The 23,360-nt window shown below is 34.7% G+C and carries 20 protein-coding genes; 10 read left to right on the top strand and 10 right to left on the bottom strand.

What is annotated here, in order from left to right; genetic code table 11:
• Positions 1-36 precede the first annotated feature (36 nt).
• The 4 genes from ileS to gdhA form a co-directional block, all read right to left on the bottom strand.
• Positions 37-3,438: an isoleucine--tRNA ligase gene (ileS, locus tag B2741_RS08600; protein ID WP_291137636.1), complete on the bottom strand. Its 3,402-nt coding sequence runs from the start codon at positions 3,436-3,438 to the stop codon at positions 37-39.
• Positions 3,439-3,517: 79 nt separating this feature from the next.
• Complete coding sequence (gene recO, locus B2741_RS08595; protein WP_291137634.1) at positions 3,518-4,231, bottom strand: DNA repair protein RecO; 714 nt, start codon at positions 4,229-4,231, stop codon at positions 3,518-3,520.
• Between the two features lie 4 nt (positions 4,232-4,235).
• Positions 4,236-6,524, bottom strand: a complete 2,289-nt coding sequence (locus B2741_RS08590) for a two-component regulator propeller domain-containing protein (RefSeq protein WP_291137632.1) — start codon at positions 6,522-6,524, stop codon at positions 4,236-4,238.
• Positions 6,525-6,644: 120 nt separating this feature from the next.
• Complete coding sequence (gene gdhA, locus B2741_RS08585) at positions 6,645-7,988, bottom strand: NADP-specific glutamate dehydrogenase (RefSeq protein WP_290820325.1); 1,344 nt, start codon at positions 7,986-7,988, stop codon at positions 6,645-6,647.
• A gap of 257 nt (positions 7,989-8,245) precedes the next feature.
• Here gdhA and B2741_RS08580 point away from each other — a divergent pair, with 257 nt between their 5' ends.
• Positions 8,246-9,022, top strand: a complete 777-nt coding sequence (locus tag B2741_RS08580; RefSeq protein ID WP_291137629.1) for a THC0290_0291 family protein — start codon at positions 8,246-8,248, stop codon at positions 9,020-9,022.
• 67 nt (positions 9,023-9,089) lie between these two features.
• Here the strand turns inward: B2741_RS08580 and B2741_RS08575 are convergent, their stop codons facing one another.
• Both B2741_RS08575 and B2741_RS08570 read right to left on the bottom strand, forming a co-directional pair.
• Positions 9,090-10,232, bottom strand: a complete 1,143-nt coding sequence (locus tag B2741_RS08575) for a cystathionine gamma-synthase (RefSeq protein WP_291137626.1) — start codon at positions 10,230-10,232, stop codon at positions 9,090-9,092.
• Positions 10,233-10,299: 67 nt separating this feature from the next.
• Positions 10,300-10,755 carry a DinB family protein gene (locus B2741_RS08570; RefSeq protein ID WP_291137624.1) on the bottom strand — a complete coding sequence of 152 codons (456 nt, stop codon included), beginning with the start codon at positions 10,753-10,755 and terminating at the stop codon, positions 10,300-10,302.
• Positions 10,756-10,836: 81 nt separating this feature from the next.
• Between B2741_RS08570 and B2741_RS08565 the strand changes: the two genes are divergently transcribed.
• From B2741_RS08565 to B2741_RS08530, 8 genes are all read left to right on the top strand, one after another.
• Complete coding sequence (locus B2741_RS08565) at positions 10,837-11,193, top strand: arsenate reductase family protein (RefSeq protein WP_291137622.1); 357 nt, start codon at positions 10,837-10,839, stop codon at positions 11,191-11,193.
• Positions 11,186-12,100: a DMT family transporter gene (locus B2741_RS08560; RefSeq protein ID WP_291137620.1), complete on the top strand. Its 915-nt coding sequence runs from the start codon at positions 11,186-11,188 to the stop codon at positions 12,098-12,100. The genes B2741_RS08565 and B2741_RS08560 overlap by 8 nt, the downstream gene beginning before the upstream one ends.
• A gap of 104 nt (positions 12,101-12,204) precedes the next feature.
• Positions 12,205-13,065, top strand: a complete 861-nt coding sequence (locus tag B2741_RS08555) for a YicC/YloC family endoribonuclease (RefSeq protein ID WP_291137617.1) — start codon at positions 12,205-12,207, stop codon at positions 13,063-13,065.
• A 45-nt stretch (positions 13,066-13,110) separates the two neighbouring features.
• A complete protein-coding gene (gene gmk, locus B2741_RS08550) occupies positions 13,111-13,683 on the top strand; it encodes a guanylate kinase (RefSeq protein WP_290820331.1) in 573 nt (190 codons plus the stop codon).
• Positions 13,684-13,779: 96 nt separating this feature from the next.
• A complete protein-coding gene (gene nadD, locus B2741_RS08545) occupies positions 13,780-14,361 on the top strand; it encodes a nicotinate (nicotinamide) nucleotide adenylyltransferase (RefSeq protein WP_291137614.1) in 582 nt (193 codons plus the stop codon).
• A gap of 68 nt (positions 14,362-14,429) precedes the next feature.
• Entirely contained in the window at positions 14,430-15,596 is a 1,167-nt protein-coding gene (locus B2741_RS08540) for an iron-containing alcohol dehydrogenase (RefSeq protein WP_291137612.1), read from the top strand.
• A 74-nt stretch (positions 15,597-15,670) separates the two neighbouring features.
• Positions 15,671-16,666, top strand: coding sequence for an NAD(P)H-dependent glycerol-3-phosphate dehydrogenase (locus B2741_RS08535; RefSeq protein WP_291137609.1), 996 nt, complete (start codon positions 15,671-15,673; stop codon positions 16,664-16,666).
• Positions 16,667-16,693: 27 nt separating this feature from the next.
• Positions 16,694-17,671 carry a TerC/Alx family metal homeostasis membrane protein gene (locus B2741_RS08530; RefSeq protein WP_291137896.1) on the top strand — a complete coding sequence of 326 codons (978 nt, stop codon included), beginning with the start codon at positions 16,694-16,696 and terminating at the stop codon, positions 17,669-17,671.
• A gap of 78 nt (positions 17,672-17,749) precedes the next feature.
• Here B2741_RS08530 and B2741_RS08525 read toward each other — a convergent pair whose 3' ends face one another.
• The 4 genes from B2741_RS08525 to B2741_RS08510 all read right to left on the bottom strand — a co-directional run bounded on the left by B2741_RS08525 (position 17,750) and on the right by B2741_RS08510 (position 22,673).
• Complete coding sequence (locus B2741_RS08525) at positions 17,750-20,578, bottom strand: GH92 family glycosyl hydrolase (RefSeq protein ID WP_291137607.1); 2,829 nt, start codon at positions 20,576-20,578, stop codon at positions 17,750-17,752.
• Between the two features lie 156 nt (positions 20,579-20,734).
• Positions 20,735-21,142, bottom strand: coding sequence for a hypothetical protein (locus tag B2741_RS08520; protein ID WP_291137604.1), 408 nt, complete (start codon positions 21,140-21,142; stop codon positions 20,735-20,737).
• Positions 21,143-21,219: 77 nt separating this feature from the next.
• Positions 21,220-22,239 carry a phenylalanine--tRNA ligase subunit alpha gene (gene pheS, locus B2741_RS08515; protein ID WP_291137602.1) on the bottom strand — a complete coding sequence of 340 codons (1,020 nt, stop codon included), beginning with the start codon at positions 22,237-22,239 and terminating at the stop codon, positions 21,220-21,222.
• A gap of 77 nt (positions 22,240-22,316) precedes the next feature.
• Positions 22,317-22,673: a hypothetical protein gene (locus tag B2741_RS08510; RefSeq protein ID WP_153199982.1), complete on the bottom strand. Its 357-nt coding sequence runs from the start codon at positions 22,671-22,673 to the stop codon at positions 22,317-22,319.
• A gap of 143 nt (positions 22,674-22,816) precedes the next feature.
• On the opposite strand from B2741_RS08510, the gene B2741_RS08505 reads away from it, so the two are divergent.
• Complete coding sequence (locus tag B2741_RS08505) at positions 22,817-23,338, top strand: CvpA family protein (RefSeq protein ID WP_291137600.1); 522 nt, start codon at positions 22,817-22,819, stop codon at positions 23,336-23,338.
• The last annotated feature ends 22 nt before the right edge of the window (positions 23,339-23,360 follow it).

The raw sequence follows: 23,360 nt of genomic DNA, 5'->3' as shown, positions 1-23,360 counted from the left end.
TTTATAGTTATACGTCGATTAAAAACCTTTCGGTTCTTATTTTGAAATTAATATACTTGTTTTTATATCATCAAACTCAATTTCCGTACCATTTTCAAGGGTTGGAACAAAAATTAACGATTCGGTTAAGGTTTCTGACTTAATATACGATTCATTAGCTAAAACAGCTTCCTCCACTTGCGGATTTTTTTCCATTTTAACGGTAATCTTGTCCGTTACTTCAAAACCTGAGTCTTTTCTGATATTTTGGATTCTGTTAATCAATTCTCTCGCGATACCTTCTTTTCTTAATTCATCGGAAATGGTAATGTCTAACGCTACTGTAATTCCGTTTGAATTGGCTACTAACCAACCTGGGATATCTTGCGAAGAAATCTCAACATCTTCTAGTGATAAAGTTATACTTTTTCCTGAAATATCCATAACCAGCTCACCATCACGCTCTAATTTAGCAATTTCTTCTTGTCCAAATCCTTGTATCTCTTTGGAAATCAATCCCATATCCTTACCAAAACGCGGCCCTAATGTCTTGAAATTAGGCTTAATTTGCTTCACTAAAATACCAGAAGCATCGTCTAATAATTCAATTTCTTTTACGTTTACCTCTGCCATAATTAAGTCAGAAACTGCCTCAATTTCAGCACGCTGATTGTCGTCAAGTACTGGAATCATTACCTTTTGCAACGGTTGACGCACTTTGATCATTTCCTTCTTACGAAGCGATAAAACTAGTGAAGAAACCGTTTGTGCTTTCATCATTTTGCTCTCTAACGACTTATCAACAAAGTTTTCAACCGAAACTGGAAATTTCGCCAAATGTACACTTTCAAATGACTCAGAACCTGTAGCTTGTGTTAAATCTATGTAAAGTTTGTCCATAAAGAACGGAGCAATTGGAGCAGAAAGCTTCGCTACCGTTACCAAACACGTATAAAGCGTTTGATAAGCCGCGATTTTATCTTGCGCATAATCGCCTTTCCAGAATCTTCTTCTACACAAACGAACGTACCAGTTGCTTAAGTTTTCCTGAACGAAATCAGAAATAGCTCTTGCTGCTTTAGTTGGTTCGTAATCCGCATACGCTTCATCGACAACTTGAATTAAAGTATGTAATTCGGATAAAATCCAACGGTCAATTTCTGGTCTTTCTTCTAATGGAACTTCCGCTTCAGAATAAGTAAATCCATCAATATTAGCATATAACGAGAAGAACGAATACGTATTATATAGTGTTCCAAAGAATTTTCTTCTTACCTCAGCAACACCTTCAATATCAAATTTTAAGTTATCCCAAGGGTTTGCATTCGAAATCATGTACCAACGTGTAGCATCTGGACCATATTCAGCCAAAGTAGTGAATGGGTCCACGGCATTTCCTAAACGTTTCGACATTTTCTGTCCGTTTTTATCCAAAACTAATCCGTTTGAAACTACGTTTTTGTAGGCAATTTTATCGAAAACCAATGTTCCAATCGCATGTAATGTATAGAACCAACCACGTGTTTGATCCACCCCTTCCGCAATAAAATCAGCTGGGAAAGCTTTATTTTCGTCGATTAACTCTTTGTTCTCAAATGGATAATGCCATTGTGCATAAGGCATTGCACCTGAATCGAACCAAACGTCAATTAAATCGGTTTCGCGTTTCATTGGTTTTCCTGATGGAGAAACTAAAACGATGTTATCCACTACATTTTTATGTAAATCCACTAAATCGTAGTTGGCTTCGCTCATGTCGCCAATTTTGAATCCTTTGTACGGATTTTCTGTTTGGAAACCTGCTGCGATTGCTTTTTCGATTTCGTTGTACAATTCTTCAACTGAACCAACTAACATTTCTTCGGTTCCATCTTCACTTCTCCAAATTGGCAAAGGAATTCCCCAATATCTTGAACGCGATAAATTCCAATCGTTTGCATTTTTCAACCAATTTCCGAAACGACCTTCTCCTGTAGCTTTTGGCTTCCAGTTGATAGTTTCGTTTAAATCAAACATTCTATCTTTGATTTCGGTTACTTTGATGAACCAAGAATCTAATGGATAGTATAAAATTGGTTTGTCTGTTCTCCAACAATGTGGATAACTGTGTACGTATTTTTCAACCTTAAAGGCTTTGTTTTCTTCTTTTAATTGGATAGCGATTTCTACGTCAGCTGAACGTTCTGGCGCTTCTCCGTCGTTGTAATATTCGTTTTTAACGTATTTACCTGAATAATCTCCTAAACTTTGGATGAATCTTCCTTGTAAATCAACCAATGGCACTGGATTTCCGTTTTCGTCTAAAACCAACATTGGCGGCACTTCAGGCGTTGCTTCTTTCGCTACTTTAGCATCATCTGCTCCAAATGTAGGTGCGGTGTGAACAATTCCTGTTCCATCTTCCGTAGTTACGAAATCTCCTGAAATTACTCTAAAAGCATTTTCTGGATTTTGATAAGGTAATGCTAATGGTAGTAATTGTTCGTAACGAATTCCTACTAAATCAGCACCTTTTGCCTCGGCTAAAATTTGATACGGAATCTTTTTATCGTCCGATTTATAATTTGTAAAATCTTCTTCTAATTCCGCAACAAAATACTTTCCACCAAATTGTTTTCCAACTAAATTCTTAGCCAAAACTACATTTACCGCTTCAAAAGTATATTGGTTGAATGTTCTAACTAAAACATAATCAATTTTTGGACCAACTGTCAACGCTGTATTTGATGGCAACGTCCAAGGCGTAGTAGTCCAAGCTAAGAAATGAACCGTTCCAAAACCTTGTAAAAAGCTTGGTAAGGTTTCGTCTTTTGCTTTGAATTGAGCTACAATCGTTGTATCCGTAACATCACGGTATGAACCTGGCTGATTAACTTCGTGCGAAGACAAACCTGTTCCTGCTTTTGGAGAATACGGTTGGATTGTGTATCCTTTGTATAGTAAATCCTTGTTGTAAATTTGTTTTAGCAACCACCAAACGGTTTCCATGTATTTGGATTTGTACGTCACATACGGATCTTCCATATCAACCCAATACCCCATTTTTTCGGTCAAATCGTTCCAAACGTCTGTATAACGCATAACGGTTCTTTTACACGCTTCGTTGTATTCGGTTACCGAAATGGTTTTTCCGATGTCTTCTTTGGTGATGCCTAATTCTTTTTCGGTACCTAATTCTACAGGTAAACCGTGCGTATCCCAGCCTGCTTTACGCTTAACTTGGTAACCTTTTTGAGTTTTATAACGACAAAAAATATCTTTAATCGCACGCGCCATCACGTGGTGAATTCCAGGCAAACCGTTTGCAGATGGTGGTCCTTCAAAAAACACGTAAGGCGTAGCTCCTTCACGAGAAGTTACCGATTGTTCAAAGACGTTATTTTTCTTCCAAAAATCAAGAACTTCTGATGCTACTGTTGGCAAGTCAAGTCCTTTGTATTCAGTAAATTTTGTGCTCATTTTGTCGCTTTCTTAAATCAATCTGCGAAAGTAATGATTTAAAGGTAAAAGGCAAAAAGTAAAAGGTAAAAGTTGAGACTTAGGAAAAAACTTCTTTTAAAACTTCTAACGATTTTGGTTTTTTGAAGCCATCGAGGTGTAAGGTGTAGAAATCTAAGAGGATTTTCAGCAAAATTTGGCGTTCTATTCCAGCAAATACTTTTTGGTCGGCATCAAATTTTAAGTCTAATAATTTTTTGAACAAATGCGTTTCATGTTCAGTTAACGAATTTACACTTTGAAAAGGCGTAAAATAGCCTTCTTTAGTATCAAAAAAACGAAAATCTATTTCGGTTACATCGGGATAAAAACCTAAGTACTTTGTTACTTCCATCATTAAAATTAGATGAAAATTTGCCATTTCATCGTGTGTGTCTAACCAAAGCAAAGCTGTCTCCAAAAAAGAAAATAGGTTTTGATTTTTCTCTTCTTCTTTGATGGCGTGATGCAAAATTTCGGAGAGAAAAATTACAATCGTACTTTTAACAATATCTGTATTTATGGAATAATAGCTGTGTGCTAATCGGATTTCTTTAAAATGTTCGAGCGTACCTTTGTTTTTGTGATTGGCTTCGATTTCAATAATGGTTAATGGCTGAAAATAGGCGATTTTTTGATTGGCTTTTTTGTTAGAATAAGCGCTTTGTACAAAATAACTTTTTAATCCATCTGATTGCGTGAAGCATTTAACAATCAAGCTTTTTTCTTGAAACTTTAAGGAAGAAAGAACGATGGCTTTAGTTTTGACTAGCATTGAATTATCTAATAATCATCACTTTTTTCACGGTAGAATCAGTTCCGTCTTGACTTGCTACAAAAATCATATAAACTCCTGAAGCCACTTTATGTTTTCCGAAAGCTTTAGTGTCCCATTCAATAGTTCCTCCTGATGAAGTAGTTTCGTAAACTAAATTCCCTTCAATATCTGTGATTTTGATATTAGCTTTGTCTGTTAAACCACTAATTTTTACCGTTCCTAAAAACTCTGGTCGCACTGGATTTGGATAGACATAAACATCTCCTAAACTATCACTTGGCTTAGTTGAAGTTCCTAAAAACGAAACAATTCCCTTATCTGTGGCAAAAAACACTTCCCCAGAAACGCCATCAATTTCAATATCTAATACGTTATTACTTGGTAGTGGTGAGTTGCTTTTGTCAAAGCGGTAAATAGTTTGTTGACCGTTTGAAGAAACTAAGAAAACACCTCCATCTGCAATGGAAACCCATTTTCTATTAGCCCCATCAACGGCAATATCTAAAATAGGTTGTTGGTAAAAAAGTTCTTGCGCTAAATCGCCTTCTTGAATAATAATTGGGAAAACATCTAATTCTGTTTCAGAGATAAATCTGTCAACACCAGATAACACACGTAAACCAGCCATTGTTCCAATCCACAATTGATTTCGGTTATCAATAGCCACACAATTTACAACCGTAGTAGGAAGATCGGCATTTTCTTGGTTAATTACAATAAACTTGTTGTTATAATTTTCATTAAAAGCTACAACACCATCGTTATAAGCAGGTATCCATTTGGTACTGTTTTTATCGATAACCATTGCGTTGTATCTTCCAGTGGATAAATTTGCTGTTATTCCAGATAAATTATAGGATTGCCATTGCCCGTTAGCTCTTAAAACTTTGATTCCTCTATCTACGTATGCATTTGTTACCCAAAGATTCCCTTCTCTATCAAAAGCAGGGCTATTGATTCGAATATCAACATAAGTTGGATTACCTGGTAATACTAAAGATTCTAAACCATTTGCACCTGTATTGGTGTTATTGAGTAATTCTATTGTATTTCCAAACATTTTTAAGAGTCCAGAAAAATAAGACGTTACATATACTTGATTTTGGTTAGATGGATTAATTGCAATATCCGACAAAGATTTTGCACCACTTAAATCGCTATATGGAATAACACTCCAACCTTGATCTGTTGTAAATGTACTAATTCCGAGCTCGTCGAGTGGATAAGGATTAAACGATTGGCTATAATCACCATGTACGACCCAAATTTTGTTAGGTGCCTTTTTTAATCTAAAAGTACTATTTTGAAGGGGTCCGTTTGGAGACATTGCAGTAAATACCGTCGGATTTGTTAAGGTTGTAGAAAACAACCCATCTTTTTCAGTTCCAATGTATATAAATCCGCCTACGACTGAAGCGGCTGTAAAACGCACAGCAAAATCGGGTATTTGAGTTATATGAGCTAAAATTGAAAATGATTGATTTAAAACATAAATATTGTTTTGAGTTGTTACGATGAGCTCCGTTCCGTTTGTTTTTAATTTTAGTCCTGCTTGATTGTGATTTAAAATTTCAAATGATGTAGCTCCATTAAATCGATACGTTCTAGCATTTGTGTTTGTAGCAATCAATTGATTATTGAAAGTTACAATTCCAACCCAAAATCCAGCATCAAAAGTTTGCCATTGACTAAAATCAAACAAATTAGGATTATTTAAATTAGCTTTTCTAATACCAAAACTTCTTGTAACGGCATAAATTTCGTTATTAAAAACGGTAGTTTGTAGTACTTCTGTTTCTTCTCCTGATGTACCAATAAAATAGGTTGAAACAAATTCAGATGTAGCTATATCGATTACAGAAATTCCATAATCTGTAGCAATATATAAACGACCATTGAATTCAAAAAAATCATTAATTTTCTTTTTGTTAGGTGGCACAGGCACTTCTTCAATAACATCTACTTTAGTAGTAACAGAACCATCTGCATTTTGTATTAAAATTAAACCATTATTATTTCCAACAAATGTTTTATTAAAAGCATCTGAATGGTGAATTGTGGTTATAACATCTGGTTTTAGCCCCGTAATTGAATTGTAAACATTCAAATTAGAAGACGCAATTACTTGTGAAAAAAGAGCATTTTGAGTAGAGGCAAACACAGCATTGGTAGACGATTCAACATCTACAATTTCATTGTAAGAAAAATAACCTTTCCACAATTGATTGCTTTGTTGCCCAAAAAAATAATGGGAAATAAAAAATATAAAAATATAAATTGCCTTTTTCATCGCAAGTATTTAATACAAATATACTACAAACGTATTAATTTTAATTTTGATATATTTTATAAAAGAAAAAAGCTCCTACAGTTTCCTGAAAGAGCTTTTTATATAATTCAAAGTTTATTGTTACACAACACCTTGAGCTAACATAGCGTCAGCCACTTTAACGAAACCAGCAATGTTGGCTCCTTTAACATAGTTTACATAACCATCTTCTTCTGTTCCGTATTTTTTACACTGACTGTGAATACCTGTCATGATGTCTTTTAAACGAGCATCTACTTCTTCACTTGTCCAGTTTAAACGAATAGAGTTTTGTGTCATCTCTAAACCAGATGCTGCTACACCACCAGCGTTAGCTGCTTTTCCAGGGGCAAATAAAACTTTTGCATCTAAGAATTGTTTAATAGCATCTAATGTACATGGCATGTTAGCTGCTTCAGTTACACACATAACACCATTTGCAATTAATTTTTTTGCATCTTCTTCATGTAATTCATTTTGAGTTGCACAAGGAATAGCGATATCCACTTTTGCTTCCCATGGACTTTTCCCTTTGTGGAAAACAGCACTTGGGAATTTTTCAGCAAAACTTTCAGCTCTGTTGTTTCCGCTAGCTCTCATTTCTAACATGAATTCGATTTTCTCTCCAGAAATTCCGTCAGCATCATAAATATATCCATCAGGACCTGAAATGGTAACTAATTTACCTCCTAATTCATTCACTTTTAAAGCTACTCCCCAAGCCACATTTCCAAAACCAGAAATAGCAACTGTTTTCCCTTCAATTGTTTCGCCGATAGTTCTCAACATTTGTTGGGTAAAATAAACTACACCATAACCTGTTGCTTCTGGACGAATTAAAGAACCTCCATAAGCTAAACCTTTTCCAGTTAAAACTCCTGTAAATTCATTTCTAATTCTTTTATATTGACCAAACATGTATCCAATTTCTCTTGCTCCAACACCGATATCTCCGGCAGGAACGTCTAAATCTGGACCAATATGACGGCATAATTCTGTCATAAACGATTGGCAAAAACGCATAACTTCAGCATCTGATTTTCCTTGTGGGTCAAAATCAGAACCTCCTTTACCTCCACCCATTGGAAGAGTTGTTAAACTGTTTTTGAAAACTTGTTCAAAAGCTAAAAACTTAAGTACCGATAAATTTACTGTTTGATGAAAACGAATACCTCCTTTGTAAGGTCCGATTGCAGAATTCATCTGAATACGGAAACCTCTGTTTACTTGGATTTCACCTTTATCATCAACCCATGGCACTCTGAAGATTACTGAACGCTCAGGCTCAGCCATTCTTAGAAGTACATTTTTTCCATCATACTTTTTTTCATTAGCAATAAAAGGCATTACTGTTTCAGCAAATTCTTTTACTGCTTGTAAAAACTCAGGCTCGTTTGGATTTTTGGCCTCAACAAGCGCCATAAAATCATTAATTTTTTGTTCCATTATACTATTAAACTTGTAGCTAAACTAATTCGTTAAATATGTTTTTTTACTTAAATTATCAAATTCGCAAAATTTAAGTCGACAAATATACATTTTAAAAATTACTTGGTATATTTTTAAGAAAAATTTATACCACATGTTCTTTAATATTTAACTTATACTATTAAGTTGTGTTTTTTACATAAGAAAAACATTCTTTTTTTTTTGAAGTGCAGTTTGTTTTTATATATTTGTCCGATAATGGAAAAATTTTAGCGATGACTAAAAAAATTAAATACCTACTAATGTTGCTTTTAGGAGCAAATTTATCAATGACTGCCCAATTTGGCTTCTCTCATGAAGTTGGAGCTTTTGTTGGAGGAGTTGCTTTTCAATCTGACTTTGGAGTAAGAAACGATTTTGAAACTAACGCTGGAAACACAGGTTTTGGTATTGGTTTGGTTCACTATATGAATTTTGCTTATCGTGCAGAATGTAATTGTTACATGCCTGAAACTTATTTTAACGATCACTTTAAAGTGCGTTCTGAGTTATCTTACAACAGTACTCAATTACAGCACTTTGGTAAATGGGCAGACAGAAGTTCATTTACAGCATCTCAATTAAGAGCAATGAAAGGTGAAGCCAAGGTTACGGATATTGGTATGCAATTAGAATATTTTCCATTAAGTATTCGTGAATTTACAGCTACTGATGGTGCTTGGGCTCCATTTATTGGTTTAGGTGCTCACTATACTTTTTTCCAAAACGGGACTTATTCTGAATTAGGCCCAATGGATACTCCAATTTCTACTCCAATTAAATACTATGGCGCTTGGTCTGATGAAGGAGGAAGTGCTTGGTCTGTTGTTGCAAGTGTGGGTACACGTTACAAATTAACAGAGTTATCTGATTTATTTGCTGAAGTAAGATGGCAGTACTATTTTTCTGATTGGGTTGATGGTTTAAATCCTGATCCTGAAGTTTGGACAGAAAACAAAGCAAACGACTGGAACTTATGGTTTCATGTAGGTTACATTTATTATTTAGATTAATATATTTTACAACATAAAAAAATCCCGATTCTCACGAATCGGGATTTTTTGTTTTTAGTTGTTTCTGCTATTTAAAAGCTTGTTCTAAATCCGCCAATAAATCTTCGATATCTTCAACTCCAACACTCAAACGAACCAAGTCATCTGAAATACCTACTTCTTTTCTTTTGTCTTCTGGAATAGAAGCGTGTGTCATTAAAGCTGGGTGATTCGCTAACGATTCAACGCCGCCTAATGATTCTGCCAAAGTAAATACTTTTAAATTTTCTAAGAATTTAATCGCATCTTCTTTTTTACCTGACTTGAAAGTAAATGTTACCATTCCTCCAAAACCACTCATTTGCTTTTTAGCAATTTCATGAAATGGATGAGAAGCTAATCCCGGATAATACACTCTTTCCACTAAAGGATGATTATCTAAATATGCTGCTACTTTTTCGCCGTTTTCACAATGACGTTGTACACGTAAGTGCAATGTTTTAATTCCTCTTAACACTAAGAAAGAATCCATTGGTCCTAAAGTTGCTCCCGTTGCGAATTGTTTGAAATGTAATTCTTCACCCAATGCTTTGTCTTTAATGATTAACGCACCAGCAATAACATCTGAATGACCTCCTAAATATTTAGTTGCCGAATGCATTACAATATCAGCACCTAAATCCAATGGTTTTTGTAAATATGGTGTTGCGAAAGTATTATCTACTGCAAACAAAATATTGTGCTTTTTAGTAATTTGAGCAATTGCAGCAATATCAGCTAATTTCATTAATGGATTCGTCGGAGTTTCTACCCAAACCAATTTTGTGTTTTCATTAATTAACGATTGGAATTTCTCCAAATCATTCATATCCACAAAATGAAATTTGATGCCACTATCTTTATATAATCTTGTGAACAATCTGTAAGTTCCACCATATAAATCGTCCATAGCAATGATTTCGTCACCTGCTTTGAACATGCGTAACAAACAATCTGTTGCCGCTAATCCGGAAGAAAAAGCCAAACCTCTTGCTCCGTTTTCAATGCTTGCTAAAGCCTCTTCTAATGCGGTTCTTGTTGGATTTGCTGCTCTACTATATTCGTAATCGCCCACTGGTTTACCAGGACTTGATTGTACGTAAGTCGAAGTTTGAAATACTGGTGGCATTACCGCTCCCGTTACTTTTTCATGATGTTGTCCACCATGTATCGTTTTTGTATTGAATTTCATTTTAAAAAATTTTTACAAAGGTAAATAAAAGTTGTTTGATGCTGCTTTTTGAATCGTTAACAATTCGCTAAATATATTTTTTAATCGACATCATAATTCCCAAATGAATGCCTTCATGATAATTGTTAAATTCCATTGCTTCTTTTAATGTTCCTAAATAAAACCCTGTTTTTGTCTGATATGGATGAAATTCTTTGAAAACGCCCGCTTCAAAATCAGATTTGGTTTTTTCAACCATTTCGGATAGTAATTTCTTAATTTCATCTACTTCTGCTTGAGTAGTTTTTCCATCTGGACGCGAACCATTTTGATATTTCTCAAAAAGTGAATCCGAAATATGCATTGGTAAACCTGATAACGCATAAACCAATTTCTGTTGGGAAACGATAACGTGACCCATATTCCAAATCAAATTATTACTCATTCCTACTGGAATTGTATTGAGTTGTTCTAATGAATAATTCTCTAAAAATTTTAAATAAATACTTCTACTGGTTTCCCAAATTCTAAAAGTTGCTTCCATGGCTTAATTTTTTTATAAAATTACTGATTTTTAGAATTCAAAAGGCTGTATTTTTGTGCCAGAAAATGAAAAACCAATAAAATGAACAAAATATACTATTTGGCTTCGTGTGATACGTGCAGAAAAATCATTAAATCGTTGCCGAACTCTAATAAATTAACGTTTATTGATATTCGTCAAAATCCAATTTCGGAAAGTGATTTGGAAGAAATGTATCAACTTTCAGGAAGTTACGAAGCGCTGTTTAGCAAAAAAGCGCAATTGTATAAATCGTTAGGATTAAAAGATAAAAATTTAACCGAACCCGATTTCAAAAAATACCTTTTAGAACATTACACGTTTTTGAGTCGTCCTGTTGTTGTTTTTAATGATGAAATTTTTATTGGAAACACGCAACCCAATGTACTTAAATTAACGAAAGCTCTTCAAAGTGTCTAAAAGAAGTTGGGCATTATTTGCCGCTACCTTAGTTTCCATTATTTATGGCGTAACCTTTACTATTGCTAAAGATGTTATGCCGAAATACGTTGATGCGTTTGGATTTATCGTCATGCGTGTTGGTGGTTCGGTAGTTTTATTTTGGCTAATTTCATTTTTTGGACCCAAAGAAAAAATTGCAAAAGAAGATTTTCCTAGAATTATTGCTGCAGCGTTCTTCGGAGTAGCTTTTAATATGTTGACTTTTTTCAAAGGTTTGAGTTACACATCACCTATTATGGGAGCGGTTTTGATGGTAACAACTCCAATGATTGTCCTCGTTTTATCAGCATTCATCATGAAAGAACGCATGGAAAACCGAAAAGTTTTAGGAATCATTTTAGGATTAGCTGGAACGATAACGTTGATTTTATACGGAAAATCATTGGTAAACGCTACAAATGCGAGTTTAGGCAATTTATTAGTTTTTGTAAATGCCGTTTCCTACGGATTTTACCTCATTATCGTGAAGAAATTAATGGACAAATACAACGCCTTCACCTTCGTGAAATGGATTTACACTTTTGGTTTTTTGATGGTATTACCTTTTGGTTGGAACGAATTTCAAGCCATAGATTTTGCTAATTTACCAACTGATATTTTCTGGAAAATTGGTTTTGTAGTCGTGTTTTCAACCTTCTTAACCTATTTACTAAATTTAGTTTCTATGCGCGAACTAAAACCAACAACCGTAGCTGTTTTCATTTATTTACAACCACTTTTCGCTACTATTTTCGCTGTAAGTTTAGGAAAAGACGACTTGAGTTTGGTGAAATTAATTTCGGCTATTTTAATTTTTATTGGGGTATATTTAGTAACGCAGAAAGCCTCCCCCAACTCCTCCAAAGGAGGGGAGAAAACTAACTAAATATTTTTTTCCAACTATATAAATCACAAATAAATACACAAACTTATTCCCCCTTTGGGGGTTAGGGGGCATTTTCATATCTTTGAAGACATTTTTATAACAATATGATACAATCCATGACGGGTTTTGGGAAAGCTTCTTTGCAATTACCAACCAAAAAAATTACCGTAGAAATCAAATCGCTAAACAGTAAAGGTTTAGACTTAAATACACGTATGCCTTCTGTTTTTCGTGAAATGGAATTGGGTTTACGCAATCAAATTTCACAACGTTTAGAGCGTGGAAAAGTTGATTTTTCACTTTATGTGGAAGTTACAGGCGAAGAAACGACTTCAAAAATCAATGTGCCGATTGTAAAAGGATACATCAACCAGATGAAAGCGGTTATTCCAACAGCAGATGAAACGGAATTAATGAAAATGGCGGTTCGTATGCCCGATGCTTTAAAAACTGAGCGCGACGAAATCGATGAAAACGAATGGAAACAAATCCAAACCGTAATTGATGAAGCTTTGGAAAACATCGCTAATTTTAGAAAAGATGAAGGCGCTTCTTTGGAAAAAGAATTTCAATTGCGTATTTCAAACATTAATAATTTAATGAACGAAGCAGTTTCTTATGATTCTGAACGCGTTGAAACGGTAAAAACTCGTTTAAGAACTGCTTTAGATGAATTAAAAGTCAATGTAGATGAAAATCGTTTCGAGCAAGAATTGATTTTTTATTTAGAAAAATACGATATTACCGAAGAAAAAGTGCGTTTGGGTAACCATTTGAGCTATTTCTTAGAAACTTTAAATGGAACGGAAGCTAACGGAAGAAAATTAGGTTTCATCACACAAGAAATGGGAAGAGAAATCAACACTATGGGATCCAAATCCAACCATACCGAAATGCAAAAATTGGTAGTGATGATGAAAGATGAATTGGAGAAGATTAAAGAACAAGTTTTGAATGTTCTTTAAGAAAAGAGAGAAAAGAATAAAGAAAATAGACAACACAACTATACAATGACAAAAGGAAAATTATTAGTATTCTCTGCGCCATCAGGTTCTGGAAAAACCACTATAGTAAGACATTTATTAGCCCAACCCGATTTGAATTTAGAATTTTCGATTTCATGTACAACACGCGAACCACGTGGCGAAGAAGTACATGGAAAAGATTATTATTTTATTTCTTGGGACGAATTCAAAAAGCATATTAAAGCAGAAGATTTTGTAGAATGGGAAGAAGTATATACCGATAATTTCTATGGAACTTTAAAAGCCGAAGTAGAACGCATCTGGGCTTTAGGAAAACACGTAATTTTTGATATTGACGTTGCAGGCGGATTGCGTATTAAAAGTAAATTTCCAAACGAAACGTTAGCTGTTTTTGTAAAACCACCAAGCGTTGACGAATTAAAACGTCGCCTAAAACAACGTTCTACAGAAAGCGAAGACAAAATCAACATGCGTATTGCAAAAGCGTCTGTAGAATTAGCTACCGCGCCACAGTTTGACACCATCATCAAAAATTATGATTTAGATGTGGCAAAAGAAGATGCGTACAAATTGGTAAAGGATTTTATTAGTAAATAAAAAGTATAGCACTAAGCCTCACTAAGTTTTGCACTAAGTTGCACAAAAAACTTCGTGAAACTCTGTGTAAAGCTTTGTGAAACTCTGTGTAACAAAATGAAAATAGGTCTTTATTTCGGAACGTTTAATCCCATTCACATTGGGCATTTAATTATTGCCAATCACATGGCAGAGCATTCTGATTTGGATCAAATTTGGATGGTGGTTACGCCGCACAATCCGCATAAGCAGAAAAGTTCGTTGTTAGATGATTACCATCGATTACACATGGTGCATTTGGCAACCGAAGATTTTCCGAAAATCCAACCATCGGATATCGAATTCAAGTTACCGCAACCGAATTACACCGTAAATACTTTAGCGCATTTACAAGAAAAATTTCCAAAACATGAGTTTTCCTTAATCATGGGCGAAGACAATTTGAACTCGCTTCACAAGTGGAAAAACTACGAAGTCATTTTGCAAAACCACGATATTTATGTCTATCCGCGACTAAATTCAGGTGAAATTGATGAGCAATTTATTAATCATGCAAAAATTCATAGAATTGGCGCGCCTGTAATAGAATTATCCTCAACCTTCATTCGCGAAAGCATTAAAAAAGGTAAAAATGCTGTTCCAATGTTACCGAATAAAGTTTGGGAATATGTAGAGCATAATAACTTTTATAAGAAATAGATTAACATTCCTTTACCATTCGTTCCCAATCCCATTGCGTAACTTTGTATTCTTAAAAATAAAATGTTATGCTAAACTTCGAATTATACAATCCTGTAAATTATGTCTTTGGAAAAGGACAAATTGAAAAACTAACTGAATTAGTTCCTTCAAATACTAAAATCCTTATCGCTTATGGTGGCGGAAGTATCTTTAAAAATGGTGTTTACGACCAAGTAAAAGCTGCTTTACCCAATCACGATATTGTGGAATTTGGTGGCATTGAGCCCAATCCTCGTTTTGAAACTTTGATGAAAGCGGTTGCAATTATTCGTGCTGAAAAAATCGGATTTATTTTAGCTGTTGGTGGCGGAAGTGTGATTGATGGTGTGAAATTTATTTCGGCAGCTGTGAATTTTGAAGGTGACGAAGCGGATATTTTGAAAAAACGAATTTTATTCAAAGATATTTCAAAAGTAATTCCTTTTGGAACCGTTTTAACTTTACCAGCAACAGGTTCGGAGATGAATTCAGGCGCTGTGGTTACGATTGAAGCTACTCAAGAAAAACTAACATTAGGCGGAAGCGCTTTGTTTCCAGTTTTTTCGATTGTAGATCCAACGGTAATCACTTCTTTACCAAAAAGACAGTTACAAAACGGAGTTGTGGATGCGTTCACGCATGTTATGGAGCAATATTTAACTTATACACACGATGCTTTACTACAAGACCGAATTTCAGAAAGTATTTTACAAACGCTAATTGAAATTGGTCCCGATGTAGTAGAAAATCCGAATGATTATAAATTAGCTTCCAACTTTGTTTGGAGTGCTACTATGGCATTGAATGGATTAATCCAAAAAGGGGTTCCTTCGGATTGGGCAACGCACATGATTGGTCATGAATTAACCGCTTTGTACGAAATTGATCATGCGAGAACTTTGGCTATCATTGGACCCAACTTATACCGCGTAATGTTCGATACGAAAAAAGACAAATTAGCACAATACGGGCAACGCGTTTGGAATATTCAAGGCAATTCAACCGAAGAAATTGCAGAAAAAGCAATTGAAAAAACGGTTGAATTCTTCCATAAAATGGGCATGAAAACCAAATTATCGGAAAACACAGAAAATTACAAAAAAACGGCTGATTTCATCGCCAATCGGTTTGAAGAAAGAGGTTGGAAAGTATTAGGCGAAAAACAAAATATCACCATCGAAAAGGTAAAAGCAATCGTAGAAATGAGTTATTAAAATCGCTTCACGCAAACGTTTTTTGTAAATCCTTTTAAAATGATTATTTTTGATTTTCTAAATCGAAACACATAATGGAAAAGAAGCCGAAATTTGCAGTCATTGGAGGAGGAAGTTGGGCAACTGCAATTGCAAAAATGCTTTGTGAAAATCAAGACGAAATTGCTTGGTACATGCGAAGTACTTATGCTATTGAGCATTTGAAACATCAAAAACACAACCCGAATTATTTAAGTTCGGTTGCGTTTGATACCAATAAATTAAAACTCACAAACGACATCAACGAAGCGGTTGCTTATGCTGATTATGTAATTTTTGTAGTTCCTTCTGCTTTTTTAAGCAAAGAATTAGAAAGTTTAACCGAAAGCTTAGAAGGAAAAGTTATTTTCTCTGCGATTAAAGGAATTGTTCCAGAATCGAGCTTAATTGTTGGTGAACATTTTCATACCAAGTATGATATTCCGTTTGAAAACATTGGTGTAATCACAGGTCCGTGTCACGCGGAAGAAGTAGCTATGGAACGGTTGTCGTACTTAACCATTGCTTGTAGCGATAGAAAAAAAGCCAAATATGTTGCTAAAAATCTAAGCTCGCATTACATCAAAGCAAAAACTACTGATGATATCATTGGAACAGAATATGCAGCAGTTTTAAAAAATATTTATGCTATTGCTGCCGGAATTGCACATGGTTTAGGCTATGGTGATAATTTTCAAGCGGTCTTAATGAGTAATGGTATTCGCGAAATGAAAAAATTCATTCGTAAAGTGCATAAAATGAAACGAAATATTAATAATTCGGCTTATTTAGGCGATTTATTAGTTACTGGTTATTCCGTGTTTTCTCGAAATAGAATGTTTGGAAACATGATTGGAAAAGGCTACACCGTAAAATCAGCACAAATGGAAATGAGCATGGTGGCAGAAGGATATTACGCGGTAAAAAGTGCCTACAAATTAAACAAAGAATACGGAGCTGATACTCCAATTATCGATGCCGTTTACGAAATTTTATACGAAAACAAAGACGCCAAAGCTGTTTTTAAAGAACTAACAGATAAATTAAACTAATTCATGCTATCACTAAAAACAGGCTCAATCGATCATTTAATTGATCATCCTGGTATTATTACAGCTTTTACAATTACCATCATTGCGATGTTGGTTCTAGATTTAGGAGTTTTAAACAAAAAAGGACATGTAGTTTCCAATAGAGAAGCTGCTATTTGGTCGGTAATTTGGATTTCTTTAGCTATGGGATTCAGTGGTATTATTTATCACTACATGGGAGCTGAGAAATTCATGCAGTTTCAAGGGGCGTATTGGATTGAAAAAGCGCTTTCTGTAGATAATTTATTCGTGTTTATCTTGGTTTTTGGCTATTTCAATGTCGCGAAAGAAGCCCAACATAAAGTCTTATTTTGGGGTGTAATTGGTGCTTTGGTATTTAGAGCTATCTTTATTTTTACTGGAGTTTGGTTACTAAATTATACTTATTTACCCGAAATGGAGCTTTTTGGACAAGTGGTAAAAATTAATTATTTACTAACCATTTTCGGAATTATTCTAATTGTTGCGGGAATCAAATCTGGATTTAGTAGTGAAGAAGATGATGGAAGTAAAGATTTTAGTAAAAGTGCTGGTTCTAAATTTGTACACAAGTTTTTTAAAGTGAGTCCAAATTTTGATGGTGATAAATTTTTCACCATTCAAAACGGAATCAGAATGGCAACCCCTTTATTCGTTGTGGTTGCAATTGTTGAATTTACCGATTTATTATTTGCTGTAGACAGTATTCCAGCAATTTTCGCTATCGCACCAGATGATCCATTTATTTTATACACATCTAACATTTTTGCGATTTTAGGATTGCGTTCGTTGTATTTCTTATTAGCAAACTTTATGTACATGTTCAGTAAACTGAAATATGGATTAGCGTTCATCTTGGCTTTTATCGGTGTAAAAATGATTATAGCGCCGTTTTACCACATCGAAACTTCTTATTCTTTAATGGTTGTTGGAAGTGTATTAATCTTGTCTGTCGTAGCTTCTTTATTGTTTCCTGATAAGGATTAATTATTTCACAAGTTATAAAACCGCAGATTCGCAGATTAATTAGTTTAAATCTGCGAATCTGCGGTTAATTTTTGGCTTTTATTTTATCGTAATCTCATCCACAAAAATAAAGGCATCGCCACCAGCGCCTTGATGCCATTCTGGTAATTTACCGAAGTTTTTTGCGATGACTTTTACGTATCGTGCTTTTTTTGATTTGGTTTCGTTTGATGTGAAATTTAGAATCGTATTTTCTTCTAATTTTGGATCTAAGGTATTGTTTACCGAACCGAAATACGTAAAATTCACATTGTCTTCCGAAACATAATAATCGACTTTCGTTGGCATTAAAATCCACGAACGTTGGTCTTGTAAAAAGCGTGCTGAAATTTCAGTAATATTTTTCACTTCTTTTAAATCGACAACCGCTTCAAAATCCTGATTTTGATAGCCTTGCCAATCGCCTTTTCTCCAGTTCTCTGTTCCTAAAATCCCATCTAACAACCCTTCTGGACCACCCGCATGATATTGCGGATTATAAACTGATTTGATATTGATGCTGTAGTTGTTTGGTTTTTTAAAGAAGGTTGCGGAAATAGTGTTGCTTTGTCCTTCATTTGTTTTTACATAAGCTTCAATAGTTGATGTTTGCGATATTTCAAAAGGTTTTGTGTAAGGAACAAATAGTTTCTTTGCCAAATGATCGTCTTTATCATTAATCATAAAATAAATCACATCATTTAAGTATTGAGACTTCAATTCAATCTTCAATTTATCTTTAAATGATTTGCTTTCCGCTTGAATTACAGGAACTGGGATTATTTCTTTAATAATATAATCTAAATTCCAATCAATATCTTCAGAAGATTCAATTTCTTTCTCTTGTTGAATCGCTTTTTGTTTATTGATTTTTCTTTGCTCTTCAGTAATTACAGCCTTCTCACCACTTTCAAGGTTTACAACTATTTTATCAAAATATAAATCGTTTTCATAATGATGAATAATACTTCCAGGACAAACAGGATATTCACTCATAACACTCAACACATACCAAGCACTCATTTGACCGCAATCTTCGTTTCCAATTAAACCATCTGGCGTATTTGTATAAAAATTATCTAAAATATATTTGACTTTTTCATTCGTTTTTTCTGGCTTGCCAACATAATTGTACAAATACGCCATGTGGTGACTTGGCTCGTTTCCATGCGCATATTGCCCAATTAAACCCGTTACATCTACTTGTTCTCTTCCTGTAGTTTTGCTTTCACTGTTGAACATTTCGTCTAACTTGGCTTCAAATTTTTCAGGTCCGCCATAAGCTTGAATCATGCCTTCAATATCTTGTGGAACGAAAAACGAGTATTGCCAAGAATTACCTTCGGTAAAATTATTATTAACTTCTCTTGGATCGAAAGGTTTGTCCCAACCGCCATTTTTCTTTGGACGCATAAAACCCGTTTCCCAATCGAAAATGTTTTTCCAATTTTGAGAACGATTCATGAAATAGTGGTAATCTTCTTGTTTGTTTAAAATTTGCGCCATTTGAGCAATACACCAATCGTCATACGCATATTCTAAGGTTTTAGAAACGCTTTCGTGTTCGTCGTCAATAGAAATGAAACCGTTTTTCTTGTAGGCATCCAAACCTAAAACATCTCGCATGGCAGACGCTTTACTAGCTTCAAAGGCTTTTTCGTAATCAAAACCTTTAATTCCTTTTGCCATCGCATCGGCAATAACAGAAACCGAATGATAACCAATCATACAATCGGTTTCATTAGACGCTAATTCCCAAACTGGTAATCTACCGCCTTGTTCGTATTGTTTGATGAACGTATTGATGTAATCAGAAGTACGTTTCTTGTCGATTAACGTGTACAACGGATGCGCGCCTCTAAACGTGTCCCAAAGCGAGAATACTGTATAATAATCAAATCCTTCGGCAACATGAATTTGGTTGTCTCTACCACGGTATTTTCCATCTAAATCTTGTGCGATATTCGGTTGCATCATCGTGTGATACAAAGCCGTATAGAAAATCGCTAACTTATCTTTATCATTTGAAGTGACTTCAATTTTTGATAATTCTTTGTTCCAAAGTGCGATAGCGTTTTGATGTGCTTTTTCAAAATCCCAATGGTTGATTTCGGAACTATTTAATTTGGCACCTTCATAACTTGTTGGCGAAAGCGATACTTTTACGAGGATTTTTTCTCCTTTTTTGACTTTGAATTGATAAGCACCTGCATAATCTGTAAGTATTCGATTATCTGTCAGATGATTTGCACTATTTGTCTTAATTTCTTTAAATGGTTTACTGAATTCAATCCGAGCGTAAACATATTGATTTCTAGCCCATGCTTCGCTTCTTCTTAAAACCTCAATTGTTTTTGAATCAACATATCGAATTTCACCTTCCAAAAGTTTATCACGATGTCTTAAATCTAAAATAATATTGGCCTGACCTGCTTTATTAAACGTATATTCATGAAAACCTACGCGTGTTGAAGTGGTTAAACGCACATCGATATTATGTTTGTCTAATTTCACGGAGTAAAATCCAGCGGAAGCTTTTTCATTATCATGTGAAAAAGTAGAAGAATACACTTTATTATCAAACGAAGGTTCGCCCATAGTTGGCATCAACATGATATCTCCATAATCCGAAACACCGGTTCCATTCAAATGCGTGTGCGAAAATCCGTAAATCAAATTGTCAGAATAATGATAACCGCCACAGCCATCCCAACTGCCATCGATTCTGGTATCAGGAGACAATTGCACCATTCCGTATGGCACCGTTGCACCTGGAAAAGTATGTCCGTGACCTCCTGTTCCAATAAATGGGTTGACGTGTTTGGCGTAATCTTGTGCTTGGGAAAAAGTAGTAGTTAAAAAGGCTAAAGCAATAAGAAATGGTTTCATGTTGTGTTGTTGAAAAAATTTCTTAAAGGTAAAAATATTTTCTTTTTTAACGAATGATAACTCAGATTTTATGGATTATCTAAAAGATAAAAATGAAAACCGCAGATTCGCAGATTAATAGTCCAATCTGCGAATCTGCGGTAAGTTTTTTAAAATCTAATTTACGAAAACACCTCTTTTGTTGATAATTGGTAAATCGGCAGTAGCTTTTTCGTTGATGGAATTGGTTCTAAAAACAAAGGTTTTATCGAATAATTGTCCGTTTGCGAAGTATGACAACATGAATTCGTTATTCAATTGTAAGACGTTGTTTTCCAATAATTCAACTTTAACGGCGGTTCTTGGTTCAACTTTAGCAAACGCATGACGAAAAGTTCCCGTTTTGCGTTCTTCGCCATTGATTAAACCATAAGCGCGTGAAACTACCATAGCCATTTCTAGCAAATCATCGGTATCGTTTATTAAATAAGCGTACCAAGAATTCTCCATGAAATCGTCGTTCCATTCTTGAAAAGCTACAATGTGAACGCCTTCTACTTTTGGGATGATAATGTCTTTTTTCATGATTTAAGATTTATGATTAACGAATTTCGAATTCAGAACATTCTAAAATCTGAAATCATCAATCATCATTCAACAATCTATAGGCTCGATTTGAATTGCTCTAAGAAACGAACGTCGTTTTCATAAAACATACGGATATCGCCAATTTGGTACAACAACATCGCAATACGCTCAACTCCCATTCCGAAAGCGAAACCTGTGTGTTCATCTGGATTGATGCCGCAATTTTTCAATACATTAGGGTCAACCATTCCGCAACCACCAATTTCTAACCAACCGGTTCCTTTGGTAATTCGGTAATCGGTTTCGGTTTTTAATCCCCAATAAATATCGATTTCAGCACTTGGTTCTGTAAACGGGAAATACGAAGGACGCAAACGGATTTTCGATTTTCCGAACATTTCTTTCGTGAAATACAACAACGTCTGTTTTAAATCGGCAAACGAAACATCTTTGTCAATATACAATCCTTCCACTTGATGGAAAATACAGTGTGAACGCGAAGAAACAGCCTCGTTACGGAACACTCTTCCTGGAGAAATCGTACGAATAGGCGGTTTGTTGTTTTCCATATAGCGCACTTGCACCGATGAAGTGTGTGTTCTCAACAAAACATCAGGATTGGTTTGAATGAAAAACGTATCCTGCATATCTCTTGCTGGATGATATTCTGGTAAATTTAATGCGGTAAAATTGTGCCAATCGTCTTCGATTTCTGGACCTTCAGACACGTTAAAACCTATGGTTGAAAAAATATCAATCATTTGGTTTTTTACAATAGAAATTGGGTGACGAGAACCAATGTTCATCGCTTCTCCTGGACGCGTAGTGTCGCCGTAAATTCCTTTTGCTTCTTCTTTGTTTTCTAAAGCGTCTTGAATGGTTTTCACCTTTTCTTCTGCCGAAGTTTTCAATTCGTTGATTACTTGTCCAAATTCTTTCTTTTGTTCGTTTGGAACATTTTTGAATTCGGCAAAAAAGTCTTTCAACAAGCCTTTACTTCCTAAATACTTGATTCGGAAGGCTTCTAATTGTTCTTTATTATCGGTTTGAAAAGTTTTTACTTCTTCAATATGGGCTTTAATCGTTTCTGTCATCACTCGTTTTGTAAAATGCAAATTTATGGATTTTTTTTGAGAGACAAGTCAATGACTTGTCTGTACTAATAAATTAATTAGTCAATTAATTCTTTCTCTAAAAAGTAGCTTACAATTGCTTCTTTCATTAGCACGGCTTGTTCACCTGCTTTTAATGGTGGCAATTCTTCTTTTACTTTGTAATGTGGCCAACCTTCGTTATCAAAATACTCAAATTCGTAGTAACCATAAGGTTCCAACAAACGGCAAATGGCAATGTGCATTAGGTTTACTTTTTCATCTTTTTTGAAAGTAGCATGAATTTTCCCCAATTCTTGTACTCCAATTAAATAGATAATTCCTTCTAAATCAAGGTCTTCTCCGCCTGAAAATTTTTCTGATAATATGTTGACAACGCTTTCCCAACGCTGTTTTAATTGTTCGTCTCTTGACATTTTTTATAGATGAAAGAAAAAAGAGAAAAGAAAAAAGACTATTCCCAACTTTCTATATTAGTTTTGCAAAGATAATCGATGGTTTTGTTTTTTACACATTCTATCGTCTTTGTTCTTTATTCTTTCATCTATTTTCTTTTTGCATGAGTTTTATTGATATTGTTTTTACGGTTTTATTAGGTTTTGCGGTTTATAAAGGGTTGGAAAACGGACTTTTTGTGGAAGTGGCTTCTCTGGTGGCGTTGGTTGCTGGAATTTATTTAGCGATTAAATTTTCGAGTTTAGTAGGTGCGATTTTTACCGGAATTGTCCCAAGTTGGAATCCGAAATATATTGAAATTACGGCTTTTATCATTACGTTTTTGTTGGTGGTGATTGGAATTCACTTAAGCGCAAAAATTTTAACCAAATTAGTCGATTTTGCTTTTTTAGGTTGGATTAACAAAATTGCTGGAGTGATTTTTAGCTTATTGAAAACGATTTTAGCGTTGAGTGTAGTGCTTTTTATTTTTGAAAAAATCAACATCAACAACATGCTGCTTTCAAAAGAAACGCAAGACAATTCAATGTTTTATAACCCAATTCAAAATATTTCAAAAGCGATTTATCCTACTATTGAAGGGTGGTACGATAGTTTGAAGAAGGAAGTTGAGAGTGAGGAGTAAAAGCTTCGACAAGCTCAGTCTG

The sequence above is a fragment of the Flavobacterium sp. UBA7663 genome, assembly GCF_002483315.1.
GTDB lineage: Bacteria > Bacteroidota > Bacteroidia > Flavobacteriales > Flavobacteriaceae > Flavobacterium.
Note: the sequence above shows the minus strand (reverse complement) of the source record. Positions and strands in the feature narration are given on the sequence as shown.

Coding starts and splice junctions, on each gene's coding strand:
- B2741_RS08510 (WP_153199982.1), bottom strand. CDS start 22,673: ATGTCAAGAGACGAACAATTAAAACAGCGTTGGGAAAGCGTTGTCAAC.
- B2741_RS08575 (WP_291137626.1), bottom strand. CDS start 10,232: ATGAAATTCAATACAAAAACGATACATGGTGGACAACATCATGAAAAA.
- nadD (WP_291137614.1), top strand. CDS start 13,780: ATGAAAATAGGTCTTTATTTCGGAACGTTTAATCCCATTCACATTGGG.
- gmk (WP_290820331.1), top strand. CDS start 13,111: ATGACAAAAGGAAAATTATTAGTATTCTCTGCGCCATCAGGTTCTGGA.
- ileS (WP_291137636.1), bottom strand. CDS start 3,438: ATGAGCACAAAATTTACTGAATACAAAGGACTTGACTTGCCAACAGTA.
- B2741_RS08555 (WP_291137617.1), top strand. CDS start 12,205: ATGATACAATCCATGACGGGTTTTGGGAAAGCTTCTTTGCAATTACCA.
- B2741_RS08580 (WP_291137629.1), top strand. CDS start 8,246: ATGACTAAAAAAATTAAATACCTACTAATGTTGCTTTTAGGAGCAAAT.
- B2741_RS08570 (WP_291137624.1), bottom strand. CDS start 10,755: ATGGAAGCAACTTTTAGAATTTGGGAAACCAGTAGAAGTATTTATTTA.
- B2741_RS08540 (WP_291137612.1), top strand. CDS start 14,430: ATGCTAAACTTCGAATTATACAATCCTGTAAATTATGTCTTTGGAAAA.
- B2741_RS08590 (WP_291137632.1), bottom strand. CDS start 6,524: ATGAAAAAGGCAATTTATATTTTTATATTTTTTATTTCCCATTATTTT.
- recO (WP_291137634.1), bottom strand. CDS start 4,231: ATGCTAGTCAAAACTAAAGCCATCGTTCTTTCTTCCTTAAAGTTTCAA.
- pheS (WP_291137602.1), bottom strand. CDS start 22,239: ATGACAGAAACGATTAAAGCCCATATTGAAGAAGTAAAAACTTTTCAA.
- B2741_RS08535 (WP_291137609.1), top strand. CDS start 15,671: ATGGAAAAGAAGCCGAAATTTGCAGTCATTGGAGGAGGAAGTTGGGCA.
- B2741_RS08565 (WP_291137622.1), top strand. CDS start 10,837: ATGAACAAAATATACTATTTGGCTTCGTGTGATACGTGCAGAAAAATC.
- B2741_RS08505 (WP_291137600.1), top strand. CDS start 22,817: ATGAGTTTTATTGATATTGTTTTTACGGTTTTATTAGGTTTTGCGGTT.
- gdhA (WP_290820325.1), bottom strand. CDS start 7,988: ATGGAACAAAAAATTAATGATTTTATGGCGCTTGTTGAGGCCAAAAAT.
- B2741_RS08520 (WP_291137604.1), bottom strand. CDS start 21,142: ATGAAAAAAGACATTATCATCCCAAAAGTAGAAGGCGTTCACATTGTA.
- B2741_RS08525 (WP_291137607.1), bottom strand. CDS start 20,578: ATGAAACCATTTCTTATTGCTTTAGCCTTTTTAACTACTACTTTTTCC.